This window comes from Mesorhizobium sp. DxT (assembly GCF_058448885.1).
The window spans coordinates 583,937-604,895 of the sequence record NZ_JBZFLJ010000001.1 but is presented as its reverse complement, the minus strand read 5'-3'; the positions used below and the strand labels follow the sequence as shown (position 1 = coordinate 604,895).

Below are 20,959 nucleotides of genomic sequence, written 5' to 3'. Positions count from 1 at the left end.
GGTCGCGCCACACGATCTTGCGGCCAATGGGTCCCGGGTCTGCCTCGCTTCGCTCGGTTGCCCGGGATGACGGCTGCGCTAAATGTGCAGGGCGTGGCCGAGCGCCTTGAGGGCTGCTTCCTGGAAACCTTCGCTCTGGGTCGGGTGCGCGTGGATCGTGCCGGCGATGTCCTCCAGCCGCGCGCCCATCTCGATGGCCAGTGAGAAAGCGGCCGAAAGTTCCGAGACCCCGCTGCCGACCGCCTGAATGCCAAGCACCAGATGGTTGTCGGCGCGGGCGACGACGCGCACGAAGCCGCTTTCGCCGAGCAGCGTCATGGCGCGTCCATTGGCGGAGAAGGGGAACTGGCCCACCTTGATCTCGGCTCCGCCCTGCCGCGCCTCCTCCGGCGAAAGCCCCGCCGAAACGACTTCCGGATCGGTGAAGCAGACCGCCGGGATGCAGCTCTTGTCCCAGCTCCTGCGGTGGCCGGCAACGATCTCCGCCACCATCTCGCCCTGGGCCATGGCGCGGTGGGCAAGCATCGGTTCGCCGGTGACGTCGCCGATCGCGTAGATGCCGCGCATGGAAGTGCGGCACTGGTCGTCGATGCGGATGAACGGCCCGGTGCGGTCGACGTCGATCTCTTCCAGCCCCCAGCCATCCACGTTGGGGCGTCTGCCCACTGTCACAAGCACACGGTCGGCTTCGATACTCGTTTCGGTTCCATCCGATGTCTCGACCAGCAAGGCGTCGCCCTTCGACGACAGGCCCCTGGCTTTTGCGCCGGTCAGCACTGTCACGCCGAGCTCGTCCAGGCGCTTGGCGACCGGACGGGTCAATTCGCCGTCGTAGAGCGGAAGGATACGCGGTTGGGCCTCGACGACGGTCACCTTCGCGCCCATCTTGGCAAATGCGGTGCCGAGTTCGAGGCCGATGTAGCCGCCGCCGACCACGGCGAGCGCCTTTGGTACCTCCTTGAGCGCCAATGCCTCCGTCGAGGATATGACCTTGCCGCCAAAGGGCAGGAACGGAAGCTCGGTCGGCAGGGAGCCGGTTGCGATGACGATGGTTTCGGCGCGGATGACCTGAACGCCGGTTTCCGTCTCGACCTCGACGGTCTTGCCGTCGCGGAACCTCGCCCAGCCTTGGAGCGACTTCACCTTGGCCTTCTTGAGCAGGCCCGCGACGCCTGTGTTCAGCCGGCCGACGATGCCATCCTTCCAGGCCACCGTCTTCTTCAGCTCCAGCACAGGCTTGGACAGGCCGATGCCGAGCGGGCTCGTGCCCTCGGCCATCTCGGAAACCTTCAGATATTCGTCGGCGGCGTGGATCATCGCCTTGGAGGGAATGCAGCCGACATTGAGGCAGGTGCCACCCGGCTTGCCGGCCTCGACGATGACGGTATCGATGCCGAGCTGGCCGGCACGGATCGCGCAGACATAGCCGCCGGGGCCAGCGCCGATCACGAGCAGCTTGCAGGAGATTTCCTTCATCGCATCAGTCTCCCACGAAGATCAACGCCGGCGTTTCCAGCAGCGCCTTGATGCGCTGTACGAAGACCGCCGCATCCCAGCCATCGATCACGCGGTGATCGAAGGACGACGACAGGTTCATCATCTTGCGGGGGACGAACTGCGAGCCGTCCCATACCGGTCGAACCATCATCTTGTTGACGCCGATGATCGCCACCTCCGGGTGATTGATCACCGGCGTGGTCGCGACCCCGCCCATGGCACCGAGCGACGTGATGGTAATGGTCGAGCCGGAGAGTTCCTCACGAGTCGCCGTGCCGGCCTTGGCAGCATCCGCAAGCCGGTTGACCTCGGCCGCGCAGTCCCAAAGGTCGCGCGCTTCGGCATGGCGCACCACCGGCACGACGAGACCGGACGGGGTCTGCGCCGCGATGCCGATGTGGATGCCGCCGTGGCGATGGATGACGCCGGCCTCGTCGTCGTAAAGCGCGTTCAGTTGCGGTTGTTCGGCGATCGCCTTGACCATCGCCCGCATCAGGAAGGGCAGGAGCGTGAGCTTGGGCCGGTCGGGGCGCTTCGTGGCGTTCAGCGAGGCGCGTAGGTCCTCCAGCGCGGTGACATCGACCTCCTCGACATAGGTGATGTGTGGGATGCGCGACTTCGCCAACGCCATCTTCTCGGCGATGCGGCGGCGAAGTCCCACCACCTTGATCTCCTCCACCGAGGTGTCGGGCCGCAGCCCGGTGACGACGGGTTCGCGCCCGCGCGCTATGAAGACGTCGAGATCCTCGTGCGAAATGCGACCGGCGGGGCCGGTGCCCGGCACCTGGCGCAGGTCGATGCCGGCTTCCTTGGCGCGCAGCCTGACCGCGGGAGAAGCAAGAGGCCGTTCGCCTTCGGGGCGCGGCGCGCCGGTGGAGGTTGCGCCAGCAGCCGTCGATTTGACGGAAGCAGGCGCCGGTTTCTTCTCGGCGGCCGGTGGCGCGACCGGTTCAGCTGTTGCAGGCTTTGCCTCGGGTTCGGCGGCGGATTTGCTTTTGACTTCGGGCGTATCGTCCGCCGGCTCCGTGCTTGCTGCCGCATCGCCTGCGACATCGATCTTCACGATCGGTGAGCCGACGGCGACGGTGTCGCCGATCTCCGCGCCGAGCCACGCGATCTGGCCTTCGACGGGCGAGGGGATTTCCACGGTGGCCTTGTCGGTCATCACCGCAGCGATCACCGTGTCCTCGCGGACGAGATCGCCGACCTTCACATTCCATTCGACAAGCTCGGCCTCGGCGACGCCTTCGCCGACATCGGGCATCTTGATGACGTGTTCGGCCATCTACGCCTCCATCACTTCGAGGAGCGCTTCGCCGACGCGCTTCGGCCCGGGGAAATAGTCCCATTCCTGCGCGTGCGGATAGGGGGTGTCCCAACCGGCCACGCGCACCACGGGTGCCTCCAGATGATAGAAGCAGTGCTCCTGCACCAGGGCGGCGAGTTCCGCGCCGAAGCCCGACGTCAGTGTGGCTTCGTGGATCACCACGCATCGGCCGGTCTTCTTGACCGAAGCCGTGATGGTATCAAGGTCGAGCGGCAGCAATGTTCTCAGATCGATGATCTCGGCATCGATGCCGGCTTCTTCCGCCGCGGCCTCGGCGACATACACCATCGTGCCGTATGCCAGCATCGTGACGGCCGAGCCTTGGCGCCTGATCTCCGCCTTGCCGAGCGGAACAGTGTAGTGATCCTCCGGCGCTTCGCCCAGCGGATGCTTGGACCATGCCGTCACCGGCCGGTCGTGATGGCCGTCGAAGGGGCCGTTATAGAGCCGCTTCGGCTCCAGGAAGATGACCGGATCCGGGTCTTCGATCGCGGCAATCAGCAGGCCCTTCGCATCGTAAGGGTTGGACGGAACCACGACCTTGAGACCGGAGACGTGCGTGAACAGCGCTTCGGGGCTCTGGCTGTGGGTCTGCCCGCCGAAGATGCCACCGCCGGTCGGCATGCGGATGACGATCGGACAGGTGAACTGGCCGTTCGAGCGATAGCGCAGGCGTGCCGCCTCGGACACGATCTGGTCGTAGGCCGGGTAGACGTAGTCGGCGAACTGCACTTCCACGCAGGGTCTCAGACCGTAGGAGGCCATGCCGATCGCGGCACCCACAATGCCAAGCTCTGAAATCGGCGCGTCGAACACGCGGGTCTTGCCGTATTTCTGCTGCAGGCCGGCCGTGCAGCGGAAGACGCCGCCGAAATAGCCGACGTCCTCGCCGAACACGACGACATTGTCGTCGCGCGCCATCGACACATCCATGGCGGAACGGATCGCCTCGATCATCGTCATGCGCGGCATTGTCAAACCCCCGCCTTCTGGCGCTGCCGGCGCAGATGCGGCGGCATCGTCTCATAGACGCCTTCGAACATGTCGCGCGTCGAAGGCTTGCCGCCCGAATGGAGCGTACCGTGCTTCTCCGCTTCCTTCTGCGCCGCGATCACCGTGTCGAGGATTTCCGCCTCGGTCTGCTTGTGGCGGTCGTCGGACCAGAGACCCTTCGCGATGAGATGGTTCTTCAGCCGGATGACCGGGTCACCGAGCGGCCAGACGTCGGATTCCGTCTTCGGGCGGTAGGCCGACGGATCATCCGAGGTCGAATGCGCGCCAACGCGATAGGTGACGTATTCGACCAGCGTCGGGCCGAGATTGCGTCGGGCCCGCTCGACGGCCCACTTAGCCACGGCATGGACGGCGAGATAGTCGTTGCCGTCAACACGCAGGGCCGGGATGCCGAAACCGAGACCACGCGCTGCAAACGTACCCGATCCGCCGCGCGCGATGCCTTGGAAGGTCGAGATCGCCCACTGGTTGTTGACGATGTTGAGCACGACGGGCGCACGGTAGGTGGACGCAAAGACGAGCGCGGCATGAAAGTCGCTCTCGGCGGTCGACCCGTCGCCGATCCAGCCTGCCGCGATCTTGGTGTCCTGCTTGATCGCCGAGGCCATTGCCCAGCCGACGGCCTGGATGAACTGCGTACCAAGATTGCCCGAAATCGAGAAGAAGCCGTGATCTTTCGACGAATACATGATCGGAAGCTGGCGACCTTTCAGCGGGTCCGCCTCGTTCGAATAGATCTGGTTCATCATGTCGACCATCGGGTAGCCGCCTGCGATCAGCAGGCCGGCCTGGCGATAGGTCGGGAAATTCATATCGCCGTCCTGCAGGGCCTTGCGGAAGGCACAGCTCACGGCTTCCTCGCCCATGTGCTGCATGTAGAAGGACGTCTTGCCCTGGCGCTGGGCGGTCTGCATGCGGGCGTCGAAGGCGCGTAGCGTCATCATGTGACGCAGGCCTTCCATCAGTTCCTCGTCGGTGAGGGTGCCAGCCCAGGGGCCTACCGCCTCGCCATCGCGGTTGAGCACGCGAATGATCGAATAGGCGAGATCGCGGATCTCTTTCGGGTCGACATCGACCGGCGGCCTGGCAACCGAGCCGGCCTTCGGGATCACGACTTTCGAGAAGTCGGGCGTGTCGCCCGGACGCACCTCCGGTTCCGGTACATGGAGGCTGAGCCTCTCTGCTTCGGCCATTGTCGTCTCCTCACCAACCCAAGCTCCGGATCAGCTAATGTAAAGCAAACCGTCTTGTCTACAGGGGTTCAACTGGCGCCGAGGCCCATCGTTTCAAGGCAAGCGCACCTCCAAATGGCTGAAATTTAGGTTCATTTCCCGAAAGGATGGCGCGGCTTCACATTTGTTGCCGAACGAAAGCCGGCAGCGAACGGATCATGTTTTCGACCTGAGGAAAGTCAGGCGAGAAAAAAGATGCATATTATTGTTTCGCGGCGAAGCGGCCGGCTTCTTCCGGGGTCACCACGCCCTTCTTGAGGATGATGTTTGCGTAAAGCGCCTGCTCGCCTGTGGCGACAATAAAGGCGGCGCTGCCCGCACGTTCATAGAAGGCGAAGCGTTCCAGCGGCTCGATCATGAACGGACCAGCCATGCGATCGACGATTTCCTGAAAGGCGAGACAGATCGGGGGAACGATCTGGGGGGTGTCCACCATCTCCATGCGCCAGGCAGCGGCGGGCGCGAATGTGTCCAGCGGCAGGTGGGTCAGCACGGCCTCAAGCAGGGGCGCCGCGTTGAGACCGTCAGCACGGACGACCTTAGGACCCACCGTTGCGGCGGGGAAGTTCGCGTCGACGATGGCGATCTCGTCGCCGTGTCCCATCGTGGCGATTGCAAACAGCAGGTCGGGGCCCAGCAGGGGGTGTATGTCGCGCAGCATCCGAACGTCCTCCCTCAGAAGGTCGACAGAACACCCGAGAACGGTAGGGCATGCAAGCTTTTGCTATTGCTTCGCCCTAGCCTTCTGCTCACGCATGAAGATGAAGAGCCCGGCGCTGACGATGATCGCCGCGCCAACCAGCATAGCGGTGCGGGGGACGTCGCCGAAGACCAGCCAGCCAAAGACGATGGCCCAGAACAGCAAAGTGTACTGGAAGGGCGCGATGGTGGCGGCATCCGCAAGTTTGAATGCACGGTTCACGCAGATATGCGCGACCATGGCCACAACGCCGAGAAGCGCGAGGAGCCCGAAGTCGAAACCCGTAGGCGTCACCCAACCAAAGGGCGCAGTCACCAACCCGACAACGCCGGCGCCGACAAGCTGCCAGAAAACAAGCGCCGTGTCGGTGGTGTCGCGAAGCGCGCGTGCCGACAACATCATGAACGCAAAGCAGAACGATCCAGCGATCGATATCAGCGCCGGAGCCGTCAGCGTCGCCGCCGATGGTTCCAGGGCCACTATAACACCGGCGAAGCCGATGAAGATTGCCGTCCAGCGCCGCCAGCCGACCTGCTCGCCAAGCAGGAAAGGCGAGAGCGCTGCAACGTAGATCGGGGCTGCCAGCCAGTAGGTCATCACATCGGCTAGAGGAAGACTGACCACGGCGAAATAGAAGCAATAGACCTCTGCCGATGAGAGGATCACGCGCATGGCCTGCATGCCGGGCCGTTGCAGTGACAAGAGGGGCCGAAAGCCACCTTTCCACAGGAAGGGCCACAGTATCAGGAGTGCCGCGGCGCTGCGGATCAGCAAGACCTGACCAACCGAATAGGTGGCCACCAGCCATTTGCCCAAAACGTCGTTGAGCGCGAACAGGAGGATGCCGAGCAGCATCATCGCCATGCCCAGCCTCGCGGTGGAGCGGGCTTCGGTTGCCTGGACAGTGGACGGGACGGTGCTCATTGGCTGGACGGGTTCCGTTGGCGCCAAAATCGTCAGCTTTGCGCGGCGCTCCATGCTCCGTTCCAATAGCAGAGCGCCACGGCAGGCAAGCCCGCAATTAGGGCAATCGGCATCTGGCAGAGCATTTGCAGCCCGTGTGGGCCAGCGTCGGCGCATAAGGTACTTGCGTCGGGGGCTATTGGTCGTCCATGTCCGAGCGCGCGGCCTTCAACAGCGCTTCAAGTTCGCGAACGGCCTGCTGCGTTGCTTCCGCTCGCGAGAGCCCCCCGTCCGGCGATTTCGCTTGGGTGCCGGTAGCCACGGACTTTTCATCGGGTTTGCCGAAGTGCTTCTTGGGATCCAAATTCTTGTCGCGCGCCGCATAGGTGGAAGAGGCCTGGCCGGTCGCAAAGGTCACCCGGCTGGGCCGGCTGCCCTCATAGGCGATTGCAAAACCATTGCCGCCCATCACCGCCTGCAACACCTCGTTCAAAGAGCCCTGGAAACGGCCGGTTACCGTACTTCCATCGTAGATACCGTTTATGATTTCCAGGTCGAACTGCTTGCTGATGGTCGCGACGATATCGGCGCGACCAGCATCAGTCGCATCAACGGTCATCGTTTCCAGGTTTCCCTCAATGGTAAATTCCGCCCGTGCGTGACCGACAGCCTGAAAAGTCAAGCAGACAAGAGCCAGCAGGAGTGGTGGCGCAAGCTTTGGCAAGGAGACCAACTCCGGAAAACGCGCGGTGCGACGTTTGCAAAGTACCGAATGGGCGACTGGTTGCATAGGATGTCGCCCTATTGGCTTTCGGGGAAGCGCATGAAGGCGCGTGCGTGGTTGCTGTCCAGCACGGCCTCAAACGGTTCGACGCTGGTCAGCGTCCATCCGTCCCGGCTTTCCCCGCGCCGAAGGCTGAAGACGCTGTTGTCGTAGCTGACACGGAAGAGCGCGCTGCGAAGCCTTTCCGAACGGACCACACCAATGAGCTGCCACTGGGGCGCCTGTTCCGGCGTCGCCTCCGGCAATTCAGGGTCCGGTTCCGGTTGCGGCTCGGGTGTTGCCACCGGCGTCGCGGCGATCCGGGCGGGTGGCTGTCGGTCCGGTGAAAACAGAGGACGCTCGCGCAGTGCGACATAGTCTTGAGCCAATCTAGAGCCGACCGCGCGCTCGCTGCCGGTCTGCGCCAAGAGCGGCACTGCGATCAGCAGAAGCGGAAAGGCGATTGCGACGGGCTGAAGCTTCATCGGCTGTTCAAAGCTCCCGGATCCAGAACGCGGAGACGCCGAGCTGCAGGTTGAGTGCGCGGTCGGCGCCCGGATCGACCGCAGCGTCGAATGCGCCCCCGGCCGAGCGGTTGGAGCGCAGCGTCACGGTGTCTACGATCATCAACGGCAGGTTCGTCTCCAAAGCATATAGCAGATCGGGTAGCGTTTGTTCGAGAACCTCGACGCTTGCTTCGAGATGCAAGCGCATCAGCTCGCCATTCGTTTCCGTGGCCACGCCTGGGACCTGTTCGCTCTCGCGAATGTCGAGCGAGCGCACCAAAGCCCCAGAATTCTCGACGAGCCGTGTGAAATCACGCTGAAATTCCGCCGAGGCAAGGCCCGACGTGTCGCCCGCGATCAGGCGGTTTCGCGAGACGGCGCTGCCGGCGGCCGCGTCGCCGCCGCCCGCAAGCTCGGCTGCCCGCGCTTCCAGCATTCGCGTGCGCTGGCGTAGCTCGACGACGGCTCCTCGCTGGGCTTTGACTGTCGACACGGCGTCGACAATGACCACCACAGCCGCGATCAGGATCATCGCGATGACCGCAAGGCTCAGCAGGCGACGGTCGAGCCAGGTTCCGGGTGCGCGGCTCATTTCAACTCGCCTCCGGAGCGGATAAGCGGTCGCGTTTCAAGCGTGAAGAGTGACGAGCGCTCATCTTCGCCCCGTACAGCGGGGCCTATCAGCGCGCTGTCGGCGAAGCGGCCCGAGGATTCCAGAGCTGTAAGAACATCCGGCAGGTCGTAGGTTCGCCCGGCCAGTCGCAATTTCCCCTCAGCCAGCGCGACTTCGGTCGCAAAGGAATGGACAGGCAGGGCTGCGGCCAGATCGTCCAGCGCGCCAATGGCGCTGATCGCATCGTTCTTGATGTCGATAGCCGCCTGCTCGGGCGCGGTGCCCGCGGTCTGGGGCGCCATCAATTCGCTTATCGTCGCCCGTGCCGCAGCGGCCCTGACTTCCAGCTCTGCCTGTTGGCCGGATCGATACATGCCGTTGGCGACTGTGACCCCGAATGCGATAAGCATCGAGGCGACCGCGGTCGACAGCAAAAGGCCAAGCCCCAGCTTGATCCGGCCAAGCGTTGCTGCACGCCCGGCGCGACGCGGATAAAGCATGATGCGTGTGCCCTGCTGTCCCTGTGCGACCAGCTCGGCGTGCCGTGCGCCGGCAGTTTCGAGCAGGTCGATCACCGGCGCAACACGCGCTTTGGGAAGCAGCGCTATATCCACGCGCATGCGTCTCGTGGCGCTGTCGGTGCCGGCTACGCCGTGCCCGTAGAGCATGTCCTGAACGGGCAGTGGGGACAACGAAGCCACACGCGCGGCAACGATGCCTTCGAGGTGATCGCCTGCCTCCTGCGGCAGTTCGATGCGGCGCTCGATGACCCATGCGCGCGGCGCAACAAGCACGACGCGCTGCCCCTTGACCAACGTCGAGAGCGCTGTCGCCTGTACCTGCGGGTCGCCGCCCGGCTGCAGGGGCAACGACGCTTCCGCAGCGCCGCCTTTGCCAGCACCCCGCAAAGCGATGCCACTTCCGTCCTCGGCAAGACGCGCCTCGATGTCGGTGTGGCGGCGACCTGCCTGCCATCGCTCGGCAATCAGCGAAGCCGGGCCTTCTAGCCAGTTATCCAGCACCTGCCACGCGGTGCGGAGGACCTGCTGCATCAATTGTCTCCATGCGACGACGCATCCGTTTCTGCTTTTGCAGGACCGGTCAGTCTACTTCCTCTGTCGCGTTGCGCCAGTCAAGCACGCGGTAGGGCACGGTGTCGCTGCCGGCGATCAGGATCAACGCTTCGTTGGCCTGCGTATAGCCGCCTGGAAGAACCACGTTGAGTTCTGCGCGCCAAACTTGGGAACGCGTGGTGGTATGCAGTTCGCTCTCGGCAAGGATTGCGTCGAGCTGCGCCTGGGAAATTCGGCCGGCGCGATGGGCGACGATTGCATTGCGGATAGCGCGCGGCAGGTTGGGTATGGCGCGAAGAAGCGCGTCGTCGATGCCATCGAGCCGTACGCCCTCAAGGCCGGATGAGACGGTAGCGTAACGCGCAGCCCGAATGGCGACGGCGGCCGGCATGTCGGGCAGCAATGCAAGCTCGTCGATCGACTGCAGGGGGCCGATCGGCGATCGGTCGGCTGCCTCGCGCATTTCAACCAAAGCCTGGGTCAGCGTGCGGGCCTGAGCGCGGTTGGCGCCCGCGGCTATCAGGACGCCTTCGACAAGATCGGGTGGCGCGCGATTGAGATCGACACGCAGAGCTTCGTTGCGAAGCGAGGCGCCGGCTATGCCAGAGGCCAGCGACACCTCCGCATTTGCTTCGTAGCCTATACGGCGAGGGCCTTCGGCTGGCGCTGCGCGAACACGGGCGGCGGCCATTGCCAGGCCGGCATCGGCGAGCGTGCTTGCAATCGCCTTGTCCTCAGTCATGCGCACACTTTGAGTGACGCTTTGTATGTGAACGCTGAGCACGACCGCGAGCCCCGACAATAGTACCGCGATCCAGAGGACGCCGACGAGGATTGCGCCGCGGCGCGGATGAGGACTCGTGAACCGGTTTGCCGTTGAAATCATCTTCGAAGCTGATGCCTTTGCCGGCCTGTCGTCAAGGCAACGATCCGTTGTGAGCGGTTTTGCAGTCGGTGGGAATGGCTTCGGTCGAGACGTTCCCCACTCTTGGCCCTCCAATGCCGCTAGCGCTGCTGCCTTTTCATGCAATCGGCCGCCGCGACGTTAGACGTCACGGCGGCCGATCTGGTTGGTGCTCCGTCTAAAGCGGAGTGGTGCTACTGAGCAATGTCTGTCAGGCTGGCCGATTGGCGCGGACCGGCTTCGCAGCCTTCCTTGCCGATGGTGCAGACCGATACGCTGGCGGTGCCAACAACCGCCGAACCCTGGCGGAAGTGGACGTAGAGCCGGGTGGCGGCATCGTAGGCGATCTCGCCGCCCTGATGCTCCACGAACGCCGCGAAGGTGACTGGCATGTTCGAGGCGGCCTCGAACGTCACCGAGCTTGCCCGCGCGCCGATGCAGGTGCTGGTCGCCGGGTCGGTACGGCAGATCGACATGCCCGCAGGCAGTGCCGAAGCCGCACCGGCAACCGGTGATAGCGACAGCTCGGCCGTCAGTGTCGCATCCGCGCCGGCATTGTTCACCGCTACAGTGGTGAAGCTGCCGCCGCCTGCGGGAACCCGCAAGATCCCGTCATTGCTCGGCGTCACCACGGCGGAGACGAGCTCGACGCGGTCGCTGCCGGCCAAAGCTGCGGCAGGCTGAGACACCTGCTGCGAACGGGCCGCAACCGTGACATCGCCTGTATCGCCGGACTTGGTCGCCGAAGCGCCGGCCGACGTACCCTGCTGCAGCGCTACAGGTGCTGCAGCCAGACGGGCCGGGGACGGCGTGTCCGATGCGTAGGTGTTGACGCTTGCGGTGGAGGCCGACGGCTCAATCGGTGTTGCCTCCACGGAGCTTGCGCCGACCGCATAGGTGCCGCGACCTGGCTCGCCGCCCACAATGTTCAGGCGGATGTTGCCGCTGCGGTTGCCGTAGCCGGCAATCGCGATCTGGTACTGACGGCCGGCGATCGCGCGGAAGTGAACCCGGGATTGGCGTCCGAAGCCCCGATAGTCATTGTTGGAAGCGATCTCGGTCAGGTGACGCAGCGAATGACGGACATAGACCGCTAGGATCGTGTTGAAATCGCTGCCCCTGGTATCGATGACCACGCGACCAGTGCTCTGCGGGGTGAAGCGATACCACACGCTGTTGCGGGCGTTTGCCCAACCGGCGTGGATCGGTTCGAAACGCTGTGCCGTCGCCAGGTGATTGGTCGACGTTACCGTCCGCCTGGAGCCGACGCGCGACGGCGGATAGACGTTGCGACGGGCCTCGAAATTGTCGTGCGGCGGGCGTGCCGTAGATGCCGAGCCACCGGTGACATTGAGGCGAACGTTGCCAGTGGCGTTGTTATATCCTGCAACCGCGATCTGATACTGAGTTCCGGCCGTGCCGCTGAACGTTACGCTCGACTGGAGGGCGCCGCCAGAATCGTCGTTCGAAGCCACTGCGCTCAAACCACCGACGGAAGACCCGGTATAAACCGCAAGAACCGTGTCAAAGCTGCTGCCGGCCGTCGTGATGGTGATCGAACCGGATGCGGCTGGCCTGAAGCTCCACCAGACACTGGTCCGCGCGCTCGTCCTTCCAGCATGGAACGGCTCGCCGGTCTCCGCCGTGGCGCCGACATTCGAGCCCGTTACCGTGCGGGTCGACCCGGCAGTAGGTACGGCCACGGCGATGCGATTGGCGAAATTGTTGTTGGCCGGACCGGTCGGCGGTGGAGGCGTGGTTCCACCGAGCGCGAGCCGGGCGCTGTTGACGTTGATGCGCGGCTTGGTGACGCCGTGCGCCGAAATGCCCGTGCCCGTGGATTTCAGGGCATTCTCGATCTGATCGACGGTAGCGTTGGGATGCGCGGTACGAATGGCCGCGAAGGCTCCCGTTACGTGGGGCGACGCCATCGACGTGCCCGAGAGCGACGAGAACTGCGAGTTGCTGCTGCCGTTAATGTAGGAAGCGACAATGCTTGAGCCGGGCGCTACGACGTCGATCAGCGTTCCCCAGTTGGAGAAGTCGGACTTGACATCGCTCTTCGTCGCCGAACCAACGGTCACGGCGCTCGAGATACAGCCAGGCGCGCCGACCGAGTTCGTGAAGTAGTCGTTGCCGGCGGCGATAACGGTAGCGATGCGAGCCGCCTTGAGCTGATCGATGATCGGCTTACGCGAGTCGGTGTCGCAATTGCTGAAGTGCTGACCGCCACCGAGGCTCATGTTGATTGCGGCGATGTTGTAGGTGTTCCGCAGCGCGTAGACACGCTCCAGGCCGCTGATCTGGTCCGTCGTATATGTCAGCACGCAGCTGTTGTACTGTGCCGGAATATTCCCGCACTGGCTGCGAGGAAACTGCGAGAACACGTTTATCGAGATGATGCGCGCGTCGCGTGCCACGCCGTTGGAAGGTTGGCCCGACTGCGGCGAGGTGTTGAAGCCCGCCGCCGTGCCTGCAACGTGTGTGCCGTGGCCGCAGCCATAGATGTTGCTTGCCGTGCAGTCTTCACCCGACCCGGTTGCAATCGAAGAAGTAGCGCCACCCGGGCAACGGCTCGTCGAACCGTGCTGGGCAAAAGTCGAGTTGTAGCAAGCTTCCGACACGATGCGGCTGGACAGGAACTGGTGGCTACGCCGACCACCGGTGTCGAGGATAGCAACGTGATACCCGTTGCCGGTCGCACCGGCCGAATACATTGCCGGCATCTGGATAATGGGCAGGGACTGGATCAGGGACGGTGGCACCGCCACGTCTTCCTGGATCACGGTTACATTCGGATTGGCGGCCAGTTTGGCCAGATCGTCCGCATCGGCAACTATGCCGAACATCGGCGAGAAATCCATCCGCTTCAGGTTTCGCTCCTCGGTCGCCTGGGCGGAGGACAGCGTGCCGGACGGCAGAACGGCGCCCAGGATCTTGTCCTGCGCGGCATGGATCGCCTTGGTCTGGGCATCGTCTGCTGCCTTGGCGCTTGCGAAAGTGGCAGCGTCGGGCAGTGCAGGCATGCTGAACTGCACGATCACGGGCAGCTTCGTGCCCGGCTCGGCGGTGAGCTTGGACCAAAGTTCGTTATGTCCCTCAACCTTCTGCGCAACGGCAGCGGGTGCGGCGTCGGCAGCCAGCGATGGCGTTGCAGCCACTCCACCGACGAGAAGCAGGCCGGACGCTATCGCCCCCAGCAGCTGCTTTCTCAAGGCAACTGTTTTCCCCACCATTCAAGCCTCCTTAGAATTTCTGGAGAATAAAAATGCGCAAAACAAGCGCCACCCACCCTCAGCGGCGACGCCTTTCTCACGCGTGAACCCAACAAGGTGATTAGAATCCACCCTCCGCGACTATCGAGATTACGAAGCGGAAAGTCAATTGAACACTTTGGGCGTAAGCATGTATAAAATGTACTAGTTGCAATCAGGTAGAGAGCAGAACAAGAAAATTCGCTGGCTGAAAACTTCCGGAGTTCACGTCGCCGAAATCCGCGAATGCCCTTCCCGGCGAGGCGCCATGTTGGGCCGTGATTGCCGCAGGGACATTGTAGGAGGCACGTCCCTGATCTAGGAATCGTGATACCTACAAACGGGTGGGATCATCGAGAGATTGCCGTGCGCGGATTTGCGGCGCAAGTGGAGTACAAAGGCACTCATGGCGGGCTACGCCTACAAAGCGGTTACGCAGGACGGGCGACTGGAAACGGGCGAGCTGGACGCAGCCGATGCCGAATCGGTGCTGCGCATCCTCGACCGGCGCGGCCTGATACCCGTCAGCGTGGATGAACGTAAATCGGGGTCAGCGAGTAGCGGTGCGCAACGGATAAGCGTTTCTGCCCCGCAAGTGACCCGCTTCCTCTCCGACCTGTCGATCATGATCAATGCGGGTATTCGCGTTGACGAGGCGCTGTCCATCATGGAACGCGAATTCGACAATGGCCGATTGCGGCCAGTCGTTTCGCGGCTTCGCGGTGAGCTTGCGAACGGACGATCGTTCTCGCAGGCTCTGGAAGACTGGCCGCGCCTGTTCCCGCCCTTTCAGATCGCGATGATACGGATTGCTGAACGTGCAGGACGACTGCCGATGCTGCTCGCCCGCGTCGCGGAAGAACGTCAGCGCTTCGAGGGGCTTGCCGCCAAAGTCGCCGAAGCACTTCGCTATCCCGCTTTCCTGCTTGTCGGCGTCATGGCGGTAATGACCTTCTTCCTCGTCGGTGTTGTGCCCCAGTTCGAGCCGGTGTTGGCACAGACCGGCCAGGCGAACGGCTTTGTCGAGTTCATGTTTGCCGTGTCGCGTGGCATCCGCAACAACCGCGACCTCATTCTGGCTGGCGCGGCGCTGCTGCTTCTCGTGGGGTTGCTTGCAGGACGGCGACCTGCATTTCGCGCGCGTCTGCGCAAATTCGTGGCACGCCTGCCTTTTCTGTCGGACATCGCGATCAGTTACCGGACCGCGCGCTTCTCGCGCCTGATGGGCATCATGGTCGAGGCAGGGGTCGGCGTACCGGCTGCAATCAAGCTGATCGGCGATGCGATCGATCCGGCGGATCCCGATCAACGCGCCGAACGTGCTTCGGATGCCGTAAGACAGGGGCGCAGGATCGGCGAGGCGCTGGAGATCATGTCGCTGCCTGGGCTCGCCGTGCGCATGTTGCGGATCGGCGAGGAAAGTGGTGACCTCAGCGGGCTTGCCTATCGCGCCGCGGATTTTTATGAAGCAAGGCTGGAGCGCCAGCTTTCGAGGCTGGTTGGCTTCATCGGTCCTGCCGCTGTGATCATCATAAGCGTCTTGATCGGCGGCATGATCGTGTCAATCATGTCCGCGCTGATGTCGTTCAACGAACTGGTGCGATAGGGTGGGAGCATGGGTGATCTAGCTGTGGCGCTGTCCGATGCAGCCGAGGCGAAGCCGCGCAACAGGTCGCGTCGCCGCCGTGCCGGCTTTACTCTGGTCGAGATGCTGGTGGTGCTCGCCATCATCGGGCTTATCTCGGCGCTGGTTGGCCCGCGCCTGATTGGGCAATTGACCGAGTCGCGCGAACGTGCGGCCGAGTTGCAGATCAGAGCATTCTCAAGTGCACTGGACATCTTTTTCATCGATGTCGGTCGCTACCCGACGCAGTCGGAAGGCCTGCGGGCTCTGGTCGAGGCGCCGTCGGGCGCTCAGTCGTGGAGCGGTCCTTATCTGCGCGGGGGAGCGGTGCCTCTGGATCCGTGGGGGCAGGAATATCGGTACTCCGCCGATGGGGGGTCCTACACCATCGTGACAATGGGGCCGGACGGGATCGGTGCAACGCAGTAGCAAAACTGCCGGGCGCCGCTCCGGCTGCCGCTGCAATCGCCATTCGCGGCGGGGCGTGGTCTTGCTGGATCTGGTGCTGACCCTGGCAGTCATAGCCCTTGCGGCTTACGTTCTGATGCCCGTACCAAGTAATTCGCTTTCGCAGAATGACGTAAAGGCCGATGCCGTGCGGGCAGCAGCCATTTTCCGGCAGGCACGAACCGACGCAATCCGCGGCCATGCATCCACCGATGTCATGGTCGATGCGATGGAGGGCCTGATTGAGGGTTCAGGCGAACCACTGCAGGTTCATGAAGGGATCCGTGTTGTCTGGTCAACGTCCAATCAGTGCCCGGTCGATGCCGGACGGCGCGCTTTGCGCTTCCTGCCGGACGGGCGCTCCTGCGGCGGCGTGCTTACCCTGGCGGGAGCGGGATATGAGACGCGGGTGCGCGTTGACTGGCTGACCGGCCGCGTCGAACTGGCGTCGCAATGAAAAGGACGCGGCGCGGCTTCACGTTGATCGAGGTGATGGCGGCCTTCGTCATCGCGCTGGTCCTCATCGTCCCGGTAGCCTCGATCATATCGGGGATATCGGGTTCGTTCGGGGGACTTCAGCGTTCTGTCGAAAGGCGCGCCAATCTGCAACTTGCTGCCGCAGCGGCCGTGGCGGTCAACCCGCTGCGGGCAGGAGACTTCACGCTGGGCGATTTCCGGGTCGAGGTGCGTCCACGCATAGATGAGAACACGTCGGATCTGCGACGCGCCGGCTGGCAGCTCTACACGCTGAGCGTGAGTCAGCCATCGGTGTCGTCGGCGCAGATCCTCGAAACAGTTCGGAGCGCTCCACTTTGAGCCTTGCCGGCCGCAGCAGGGCGAAGCGTGGCTTCACATTGATCGAGGCGTTGCTGGCGCTCCTGCTGGCCTCGATCCTGTTCGCGGGCATCGCGCTTTACACAGGCAGCTGGGCCGGTCAGTGGCATCGCATCACGCTCCTCAGCGCCAATCAAGACGTGGCAGCGATCGTGCTCGATCGCATGGTGGAGGAAATCGAGGCGGCACAGCCGACTTTGATTTTTGACGGCGGTACGGTTGCCGGCACTTTCGAGGGCAATGCGCAATATTTGAGTTTCGTGCGGCCGGCGCTTGGCTTCGAGCGCAGGGCAGGGCTTGACCGGGTCACCTACGGATATGGCTCGGTTGACGGCGAGGCTGCCATCATGCGGATGCGCCGCGACTACGGGTCAGACGTAGGTAGCAACGGCGAAGACCTGCCGCTGATGCGCGGAGATGTCCGGTTTTCGCTCTCCTACCGCGCGGTTGACGGCGCCCTCGTCGACGAGTGGACCGATCAGCGTAGGTTGCCGACACTTGTGCGGATCGAGATATCGGGATCAAGCCCCCGGCCATGGCAGCAGGTCGCCTACGCCCGCCCCCGGGCGGAGATGCCTGCCTCATGCGCCACGCAGGAACTGATCCAGGAATGCCTGCGGCTTATGGGCGGAAGCGGCTGAAAGCCGCCGCAGGAGGGTGTCGGACGCTCACTCGCCCAGCGCGCTATCCGTCAGGTTCTTCTTCTCCAGCATCCGGGTCGCAAAATCCTCCGCCAATCGCTTCTTGGCCACATCCAGAGGTTCCTTGTCGCCGGGCGCTGCCTTATCCGCTTCCTTCGGCGGGTCGTAGGGCATGACCGGCAGGCCGTCGATCACGGGGTCGGGCCCGGGCATCATCGGCAAGCCATCAATTCCCGGCTCCGGCACGAAGGGCAAGCCGTCGGCTCTCGGCTGGGGCATGAAGGGCAGACCATCAATTGTGGGCTGCGGCATCATAGGCAGGCCGTCCACGCCCGGCGCGGGCACAAAGGGGAGGCCGTCAATGTTCGGGGGCGGCATAAAAGGTAACCCATCCACGACCGGTGCCGGCATGAAAGGCAACCCCTCGACAACCGGGGAAGGCATCGCAGGCAAGCCGTCGGCAACAGGACCTGGCTTGAAGGGTAGCCCATCGGGTTTGGGCAGGGGAGGGTTGAAGAATGCGGTGCCGTCTTCCAGGCCTTTAGAAGCGCCATGCTTCTGCAAATCGCGCCAATGCGCGCCATTTTGCATGTTTCCCGGAATCGTTGTCATCCTGCACGCCTCGCCTTCAAAGCTTCATCTGCCGTGCTTGCGCCCCATTTCGTTCGAGGAACGGAGTCAAGCAGACTGGACCCTATCTCTTCGGCCTTGCGTGGGACTGGTGACTGGCGGTTACCGAAAGGCCCAGACCCATACGAGGACAAGGGCAGGCGCGAGAAAGGTCGCGAAGGGAATGCGCGTGACTGCCTTCAAAGGGCGCCGGCGGCGAGCGGCGCGGAGCGCCGTGAACACGAGAGCGGCGACGGATGCGAACAGGATCTGCATGCCCACGCCCCATACCCCGATCAACAGGGCGGACGCCGACAGAAGTTTGACATCGCCGAAGCCGAGCCCGGAACGCCCCCTCAGCCGTTCATACAAAAGCGACATCAGCATCAGAGCTGCAGCAAGAATTGCCGCTTCGATCGACGCCACGCCAAGGCCTGCCCAACCGTGCGTGGCAAAGGCGAGTGCGGCCCCCACAACAGCTATCGCAGCCGTATAGCCATCCGGAATCAGCATGTGCGCGAGATCTTCGACCGCGATTGCTGCGGCGAGAACACAGAGCAATAGCCAGGCCGCCTGCTGCAGAGGCGGTTTATCGAGCATCGGCGGGAGGGTGGCGGCTGCGAGAAGGCAGGTCATGATTGCTATGGCCTGCCAGGTTACCCGTGGCAGCGTCATTCGATCAGAGTGCGTGCCGGGCGCTGCAGCGGCACGTTGCGGCTCGGCGTTCCCATGATACGCAGTTGCGAACGCATCTGCTCCGCCACGTTCTGCGCATCGAGGCTGTCGCGGATGATCTGCGGCCGGATCAGCACGATCAGTTCGGTTCGGGTTGCCCGGCTCGTGTTCGTGCGGAAAAGATCGCCGATGATGGGGGCGTCGCCGAGGATTGGGATGCCGTCGCGGCCCTTGGTCTGGTTTTCGCTGATGAGGCCGCCCAGCAGGACCGTTTGGCCGCTGGCGACCGAAACGGTCGAGTTAACCTTGCGTTGCGAGATCGTCGGCGTCAGCGCCGGCGAACCGCGCGCAACCGAGCTGATTTCCTGCTCGATGAGCAGGTTGATGGTGCCGTTGGCCGTGATGCGCGGCAGGACGTTTAGAATGACGCCTGTGTTGCGGAATTCCACGTTGTTGACAATCGGGGCATCGGGATCGTCGATCGTCTGTGCCGTGCGCGTCACGACGGGCACCTCGTCGCCGACCAGCAGGCTGGCGGTTCGATTGTCGAGTACCACCACGGACGGTGACGACAGCACTTTAACTTCCGTCACACCGCGCAGGGCGTCGATGATCACGCGCGGATCGCTTTCAGGCCCCAGCAGAAGGTTGAAACCGGGCAGCACGCGGTCGATTGCGGCTGCGCCAACATCGCGGAAAAGCCCTATCGAGCCGTCATCGTCTCCGAGCCCCAAGTCCTGCGATTTGAGGAAGAACTGAACGCCGTAGCGCAGATCGTTCGTGAGCGTCACTTCCGCGATCGTAGCCTCGATCGCCACCTGCGCCGACGGGCGGTCGAGGGCAATGATCGCCTGCTCGATGACACGTTGCTGGTCGGGGCGCGCGTAAATCAGAATCGAGTTGTTTTCCGGATTGGCCGTGATGCGTACGTTTTCCAGCAGGGCCTGGCCGCCGCCAACGGGCGCCGAGGATTGCGGCTGTTCGGCGGCAAACGCCGAATCGTTCTGCGTATCGGTCATCGCCGATGCCATTGCCGTGGGGTCGTCGGTGCCTTGCTGGAGCGTCGGCGTGGAGCCCGGCGGGAACTGACGCGACGGGTCATCCTGCGCAGAGGCGCCACCCGTGAAGAGGGCGTTGACCATGGAGGCCAGCCGACGGGCATCGGCGTGCTGCACCCTGTAAACGCGCAGGTTGGAGCCGGCGACGTTCGTCGTATCGAGGCGCTTGATCCAGCTCGCGGCGCGATGCAGCAACTGGTTCGTGCGCGCGACGACCATGATCGTGTTTGTGCGCTCGATCGGCTGCAGGCTGACAGTGTTGCGGCCCCGGCCGCCTTCGTTCAGGCCCAGAACACGCTCAAGCTCGGGGATCATCGCGGCCGGCGTCGAATTCTCGATCGGGAACAGGCCAACCGATTGGTCTGCGAGCCAGTCCTGGTCGAATGAGCGCGCCGCCGCAATCGCTGCGCGCCGCTCCTCTGCCGTTCCCTGGAATATCAGCGAATTGCCCCCGGCATCGGCGCGCACCATGCCCTGGCGCGTCACGAAGTTTTCGAGCAGCGGCAGGATCGTGTCGGCCGACACATGGCGCAGCGGGAGAACGGTAGCGCCGTAGCCGGGCTGGATGGTGACGCTCTGGTCAAGCTGGGCCACGCCCATGGCCTCCGCGGCCACCATGAGCCTGAACCGGTTGCCTTCGCGGACCAGTGCGATGTCGTTGCTGCGCAGCGAAGCCTCGAACATGGAGAGGATTTCGGCTGCCGGTACGGGGCGCGCCGTCACGATCGAAACCTGTCCGGTGACGCGCGGGTCGATCACGTAGCTGATGCGCAGGATCTCCCCGAGGATCGTGCGTGTCGCCACCGCAACTTCGGCGCCGTCTAGATTGACCTCGAAAGTTTCTCCGCTGGTGACGACACGAGACAACTCGCTTGCCTGCGCCACAACCGATGTGCGGTCCGTGCCGCCGTAGAGCTGTGCCTGGGAGCTGTTGCCGCGGCCGAAACCGAAAGACGAGAGAAAGCCACCACCGGATGGATTTCTTGCCGTCAGGTCGGCATTGGTTGCCCGCTCCAGCGGGTCGGGCCGCATGGCTTCTTCGATATTCTTGCCGGAAACGCAGGCGGACAGCAAAAGGGCAGCGGTGCCCAGCACTGTCGCGAAACGCGCGCGTTTCGCCGCGACGATGTCCCCGCTCCCGACTTTCACTAAAATACCCCGACAAGTACGCGACATTTACTTATTATAAAGACTTCTATCGCAGCGCAGTTCAGCTTGACAACCGGTTCTACCTGTTTTCCCATTTCTCCTTAACAGGAATGCGTGACCGTGTTGCAGATGAGAC

20 protein-coding genes are annotated in these 20,959 nt (G+C 63.5%); 5 read left to right on the top strand and 15 right to left on the bottom strand.

What is annotated here, in order from left to right:
- Positions 1-78: 78 nt before the first annotated feature.
- The 12 genes from lpdA to ACVJNE_RS02785 form a co-directional block, all read right to left on the bottom strand.
- Positions 79-1,476 (bottom strand): dihydrolipoyl dehydrogenase, encoded by a 1,398-nt coding sequence (lpdA, locus tag ACVJNE_RS02840; protein WP_499562781.1) that lies wholly within the window; start codon positions 1,474-1,476, stop codon positions 79-81.
- A gap of 4 nt (positions 1,477-1,480) precedes the next feature.
- Positions 1,481-2,782 carry a dihydrolipoamide acetyltransferase family protein gene (locus ACVJNE_RS02835; protein ID WP_499562779.1) on the bottom strand — a complete coding sequence of 434 codons (1,302 nt, stop codon included), beginning with the start codon at positions 2,780-2,782 and terminating at the stop codon, positions 1,481-1,483.
- Complete coding sequence (locus ACVJNE_RS02830; RefSeq protein ID WP_499562777.1) at positions 2,783-3,796, bottom strand: alpha-ketoacid dehydrogenase subunit beta; 1,014 nt, start codon at positions 3,794-3,796, stop codon at positions 2,783-2,785. It lies immediately after the preceding gene.
- Positions 3,797-3,798: 2 nt separating this feature from the next.
- On the bottom strand, positions 3,799-5,031 hold the full coding sequence (locus tag ACVJNE_RS02825; protein ID WP_499562775.1) for a 3-methyl-2-oxobutanoate dehydrogenase (2-methylpropanoyl-transferring) subunit alpha: 1,233 nt from the start codon (positions 5,029-5,031) through the stop codon (positions 3,799-3,801).
- 241 nt (positions 5,032-5,272) lie between these two features.
- Positions 5,273-5,731, bottom strand: a complete 459-nt coding sequence (locus ACVJNE_RS02820) for an RbsD/FucU family protein (RefSeq protein ID WP_499562773.1) — start codon at positions 5,729-5,731, stop codon at positions 5,273-5,275.
- A gap of 63 nt (positions 5,732-5,794) precedes the next feature.
- On the bottom strand, positions 5,795-6,694 hold the full coding sequence (locus tag ACVJNE_RS02815; protein WP_499562772.1) for a DMT family transporter: 900 nt from the start codon (positions 6,692-6,694) through the stop codon (positions 5,795-5,797).
- Between the two features lie 175 nt (positions 6,695-6,869).
- Positions 6,870-7,397, bottom strand: a complete 528-nt coding sequence (locus ACVJNE_RS02810) for a hypothetical protein (protein ID WP_499562770.1) — start codon at positions 7,395-7,397, stop codon at positions 6,870-6,872.
- Between the two features lie 77 nt (positions 7,398-7,474).
- Complete coding sequence (locus ACVJNE_RS02805) at positions 7,475-7,921, bottom strand: hypothetical protein (RefSeq protein WP_499562768.1); 447 nt, start codon at positions 7,919-7,921, stop codon at positions 7,475-7,477.
- 7 nt (positions 7,922-7,928) lie between these two features.
- Positions 7,929-8,534 carry a type II secretion system protein GspM gene (gspM, locus tag ACVJNE_RS02800; protein ID WP_421926550.1) on the bottom strand — a complete coding sequence of 202 codons (606 nt, stop codon included), beginning with the start codon at positions 8,532-8,534 and terminating at the stop codon, positions 7,929-7,931.
- The gene (locus ACVJNE_RS02795) at positions 8,531-9,607 is read right to left on the bottom strand and encodes a hypothetical protein (protein WP_499562766.1); all 1,077 of its coding nucleotides are present in this window, start codon (positions 9,605-9,607) and stop codon (positions 8,531-8,533) included. Before ACVJNE_RS02795 ends, gspM begins: the two co-directional genes overlap by 4 nt.
- 49 nt (positions 9,608-9,656) lie before the next feature.
- Entirely contained in the window at positions 9,657-10,370 is a 714-nt protein-coding gene (locus tag ACVJNE_RS02790) for a hypothetical protein (RefSeq protein WP_368804799.1), read from the bottom strand.
- A 356-nt stretch (positions 10,371-10,726) separates the two neighbouring features.
- Entirely contained in the window at positions 10,727-13,747 is a 3,021-nt protein-coding gene (locus tag ACVJNE_RS02785; RefSeq protein WP_499562764.1) for a S8 family peptidase, read from the bottom strand.
- 445 nt (positions 13,748-14,192) lie between these two features.
- On the opposite strand from ACVJNE_RS02785, the gene ACVJNE_RS02780 reads away from it, so the two are divergent.
- The 5 genes from ACVJNE_RS02780 (at position 14,193) to ACVJNE_RS02760 (ending at position 17,332) form a co-directional block, all read left to right on the top strand.
- Entirely contained in the window at positions 14,193-15,392 is a 1,200-nt protein-coding gene (locus tag ACVJNE_RS02780) for a type II secretion system F family protein (RefSeq protein WP_499562762.1), read from the top strand.
- Between the two features lie 9 nt (positions 15,393-15,401).
- Positions 15,402-15,839, top strand: a complete 438-nt coding sequence (gene gspG / locus ACVJNE_RS02775) for a type II secretion system major pseudopilin GspG (protein WP_499562760.1) — start codon at positions 15,402-15,404, stop codon at positions 15,837-15,839.
- A gap of 61 nt (positions 15,840-15,900) precedes the next feature.
- Entirely contained in the window at positions 15,901-16,314 is a 414-nt protein-coding gene (locus ACVJNE_RS02770) for a GspH/FimT family pseudopilin (RefSeq protein WP_499562758.1), read from the top strand.
- A complete protein-coding gene (locus ACVJNE_RS02765; protein ID WP_499562756.1) occupies positions 16,311-16,673 on the top strand; it encodes a prepilin-type N-terminal cleavage/methylation domain-containing protein in 363 nt (120 codons plus the stop codon). The genes ACVJNE_RS02770 and ACVJNE_RS02765 overlap by 4 nt, the downstream gene beginning before the upstream one ends.
- Complete coding sequence (locus tag ACVJNE_RS02760; RefSeq protein WP_499562755.1) at positions 16,670-17,332, top strand: prepilin-type N-terminal cleavage/methylation domain-containing protein; 663 nt, start codon at positions 16,670-16,672, stop codon at positions 17,330-17,332. Before ACVJNE_RS02765 ends, ACVJNE_RS02760 begins: the two co-directional genes overlap by 4 nt.
- A gap of 27 nt (positions 17,333-17,359) precedes the next feature.
- Here ACVJNE_RS02760 and ACVJNE_RS02755 read toward each other — a convergent pair whose 3' ends face one another.
- The 3 genes from ACVJNE_RS02755 to gspD all read right to left on the bottom strand — a co-directional run bounded on the left by ACVJNE_RS02755 (position 17,360) and on the right by gspD (position 20,823).
- A complete protein-coding gene (locus ACVJNE_RS02755; RefSeq protein WP_499562753.1) occupies positions 17,360-17,944 on the bottom strand; it encodes a hypothetical protein in 585 nt (194 codons plus the stop codon).
- A 120-nt stretch (positions 17,945-18,064) separates the two neighbouring features.
- On the bottom strand, positions 18,065-18,577 hold the full coding sequence (locus ACVJNE_RS02750) for a prepilin peptidase (protein ID WP_499562751.1): 513 nt from the start codon (positions 18,575-18,577) through the stop codon (positions 18,065-18,067).
- A 35-nt stretch (positions 18,578-18,612) separates the two neighbouring features.
- Positions 18,613-20,823 carry a type II secretion system secretin GspD gene (gene gspD, locus ACVJNE_RS02745; protein WP_499562749.1) on the bottom strand — a complete coding sequence of 737 codons (2,211 nt, stop codon included), beginning with the start codon at positions 20,821-20,823 and terminating at the stop codon, positions 18,613-18,615.
- Positions 20,824-20,959: the final 136 nt, after the last annotated feature.

Excerpts from the sequence above, each read along its gene's own strand:
- ACVJNE_RS02795 (WP_499562766.1), bottom strand. The coding sequence starts at position 9,607 with ATGCAGCAGGTCCTCCGCACCGCGTGGCAGGTGCTGGATAACTGGCTA.
- ACVJNE_RS02780 (WP_499562762.1), top strand. The coding sequence starts at position 14,193 with ATGGCGGGCTACGCCTACAAAGCGGTTACGCAGGACGGGCGACTGGAA.
- ACVJNE_RS02815 (WP_499562772.1), bottom strand. The coding sequence starts at position 6,694 with ATGAGCACCGTCCCGTCCACTGTCCAGGCAACCGAAGCCCGCTCCACC.
- ACVJNE_RS02820 (WP_499562773.1), bottom strand. The coding sequence starts at position 5,731 with ATGCTGCGCGACATACACCCCCTGCTGGGCCCCGACCTGCTGTTTGCA.
- ACVJNE_RS02805 (WP_499562768.1), bottom strand. The coding sequence starts at position 7,921 with ATGAAGCTTCAGCCCGTCGCAATCGCCTTTCCGCTTCTGCTGATCGCA.
- ACVJNE_RS02835 (WP_499562779.1), bottom strand. The coding sequence starts at position 2,782 with ATGGCCGAACACGTCATCAAGATGCCCGATGTCGGCGAAGGCGTCGCC.
- ACVJNE_RS02755 (WP_499562753.1), bottom strand. The coding sequence starts at position 17,944 with ATGACAACGATTCCGGGAAACATGCAAAATGGCGCGCATTGGCGCGAT.
- ACVJNE_RS02825 (WP_499562775.1), bottom strand. The coding sequence starts at position 5,031 with ATGGCCGAAGCAGAGAGGCTCAGCCTCCATGTACCGGAACCGGAGGTG.
- gspG (WP_499562760.1), top strand. The coding sequence starts at position 15,402 with ATGGGTGATCTAGCTGTGGCGCTGTCCGATGCAGCCGAGGCGAAGCCG.
- ACVJNE_RS02790 (WP_368804799.1), bottom strand. The coding sequence starts at position 10,370 with ATGACTGAGGACAAGGCGATTGCAAGCACGCTCGCCGATGCCGGCCTG.
- ACVJNE_RS02830 (WP_499562777.1), bottom strand. The coding sequence starts at position 3,796 with ATGCCGCGCATGACGATGATCGAGGCGATCCGTTCCGCCATGGATGTG.
- ACVJNE_RS02765 (WP_499562756.1), top strand. The coding sequence starts at position 16,311 with ATGAAAAGGACGCGGCGCGGCTTCACGTTGATCGAGGTGATGGCGGCC.
- ACVJNE_RS02750 (WP_499562751.1), bottom strand. The coding sequence starts at position 18,577 with ATGACCTGCCTTCTCGCAGCCGCCACCCTCCCGCCGATGCTCGATAAA.
- lpdA (WP_499562781.1), bottom strand. The coding sequence starts at position 1,476 with ATGAAGGAAATCTCCTGCAAGCTGCTCGTGATCGGCGCTGGCCCCGGC.
- gspM (WP_421926550.1), bottom strand. The coding sequence starts at position 8,534 with ATGAGCCGCGCACCCGGAACCTGGCTCGACCGTCGCCTGCTGAGCCTT.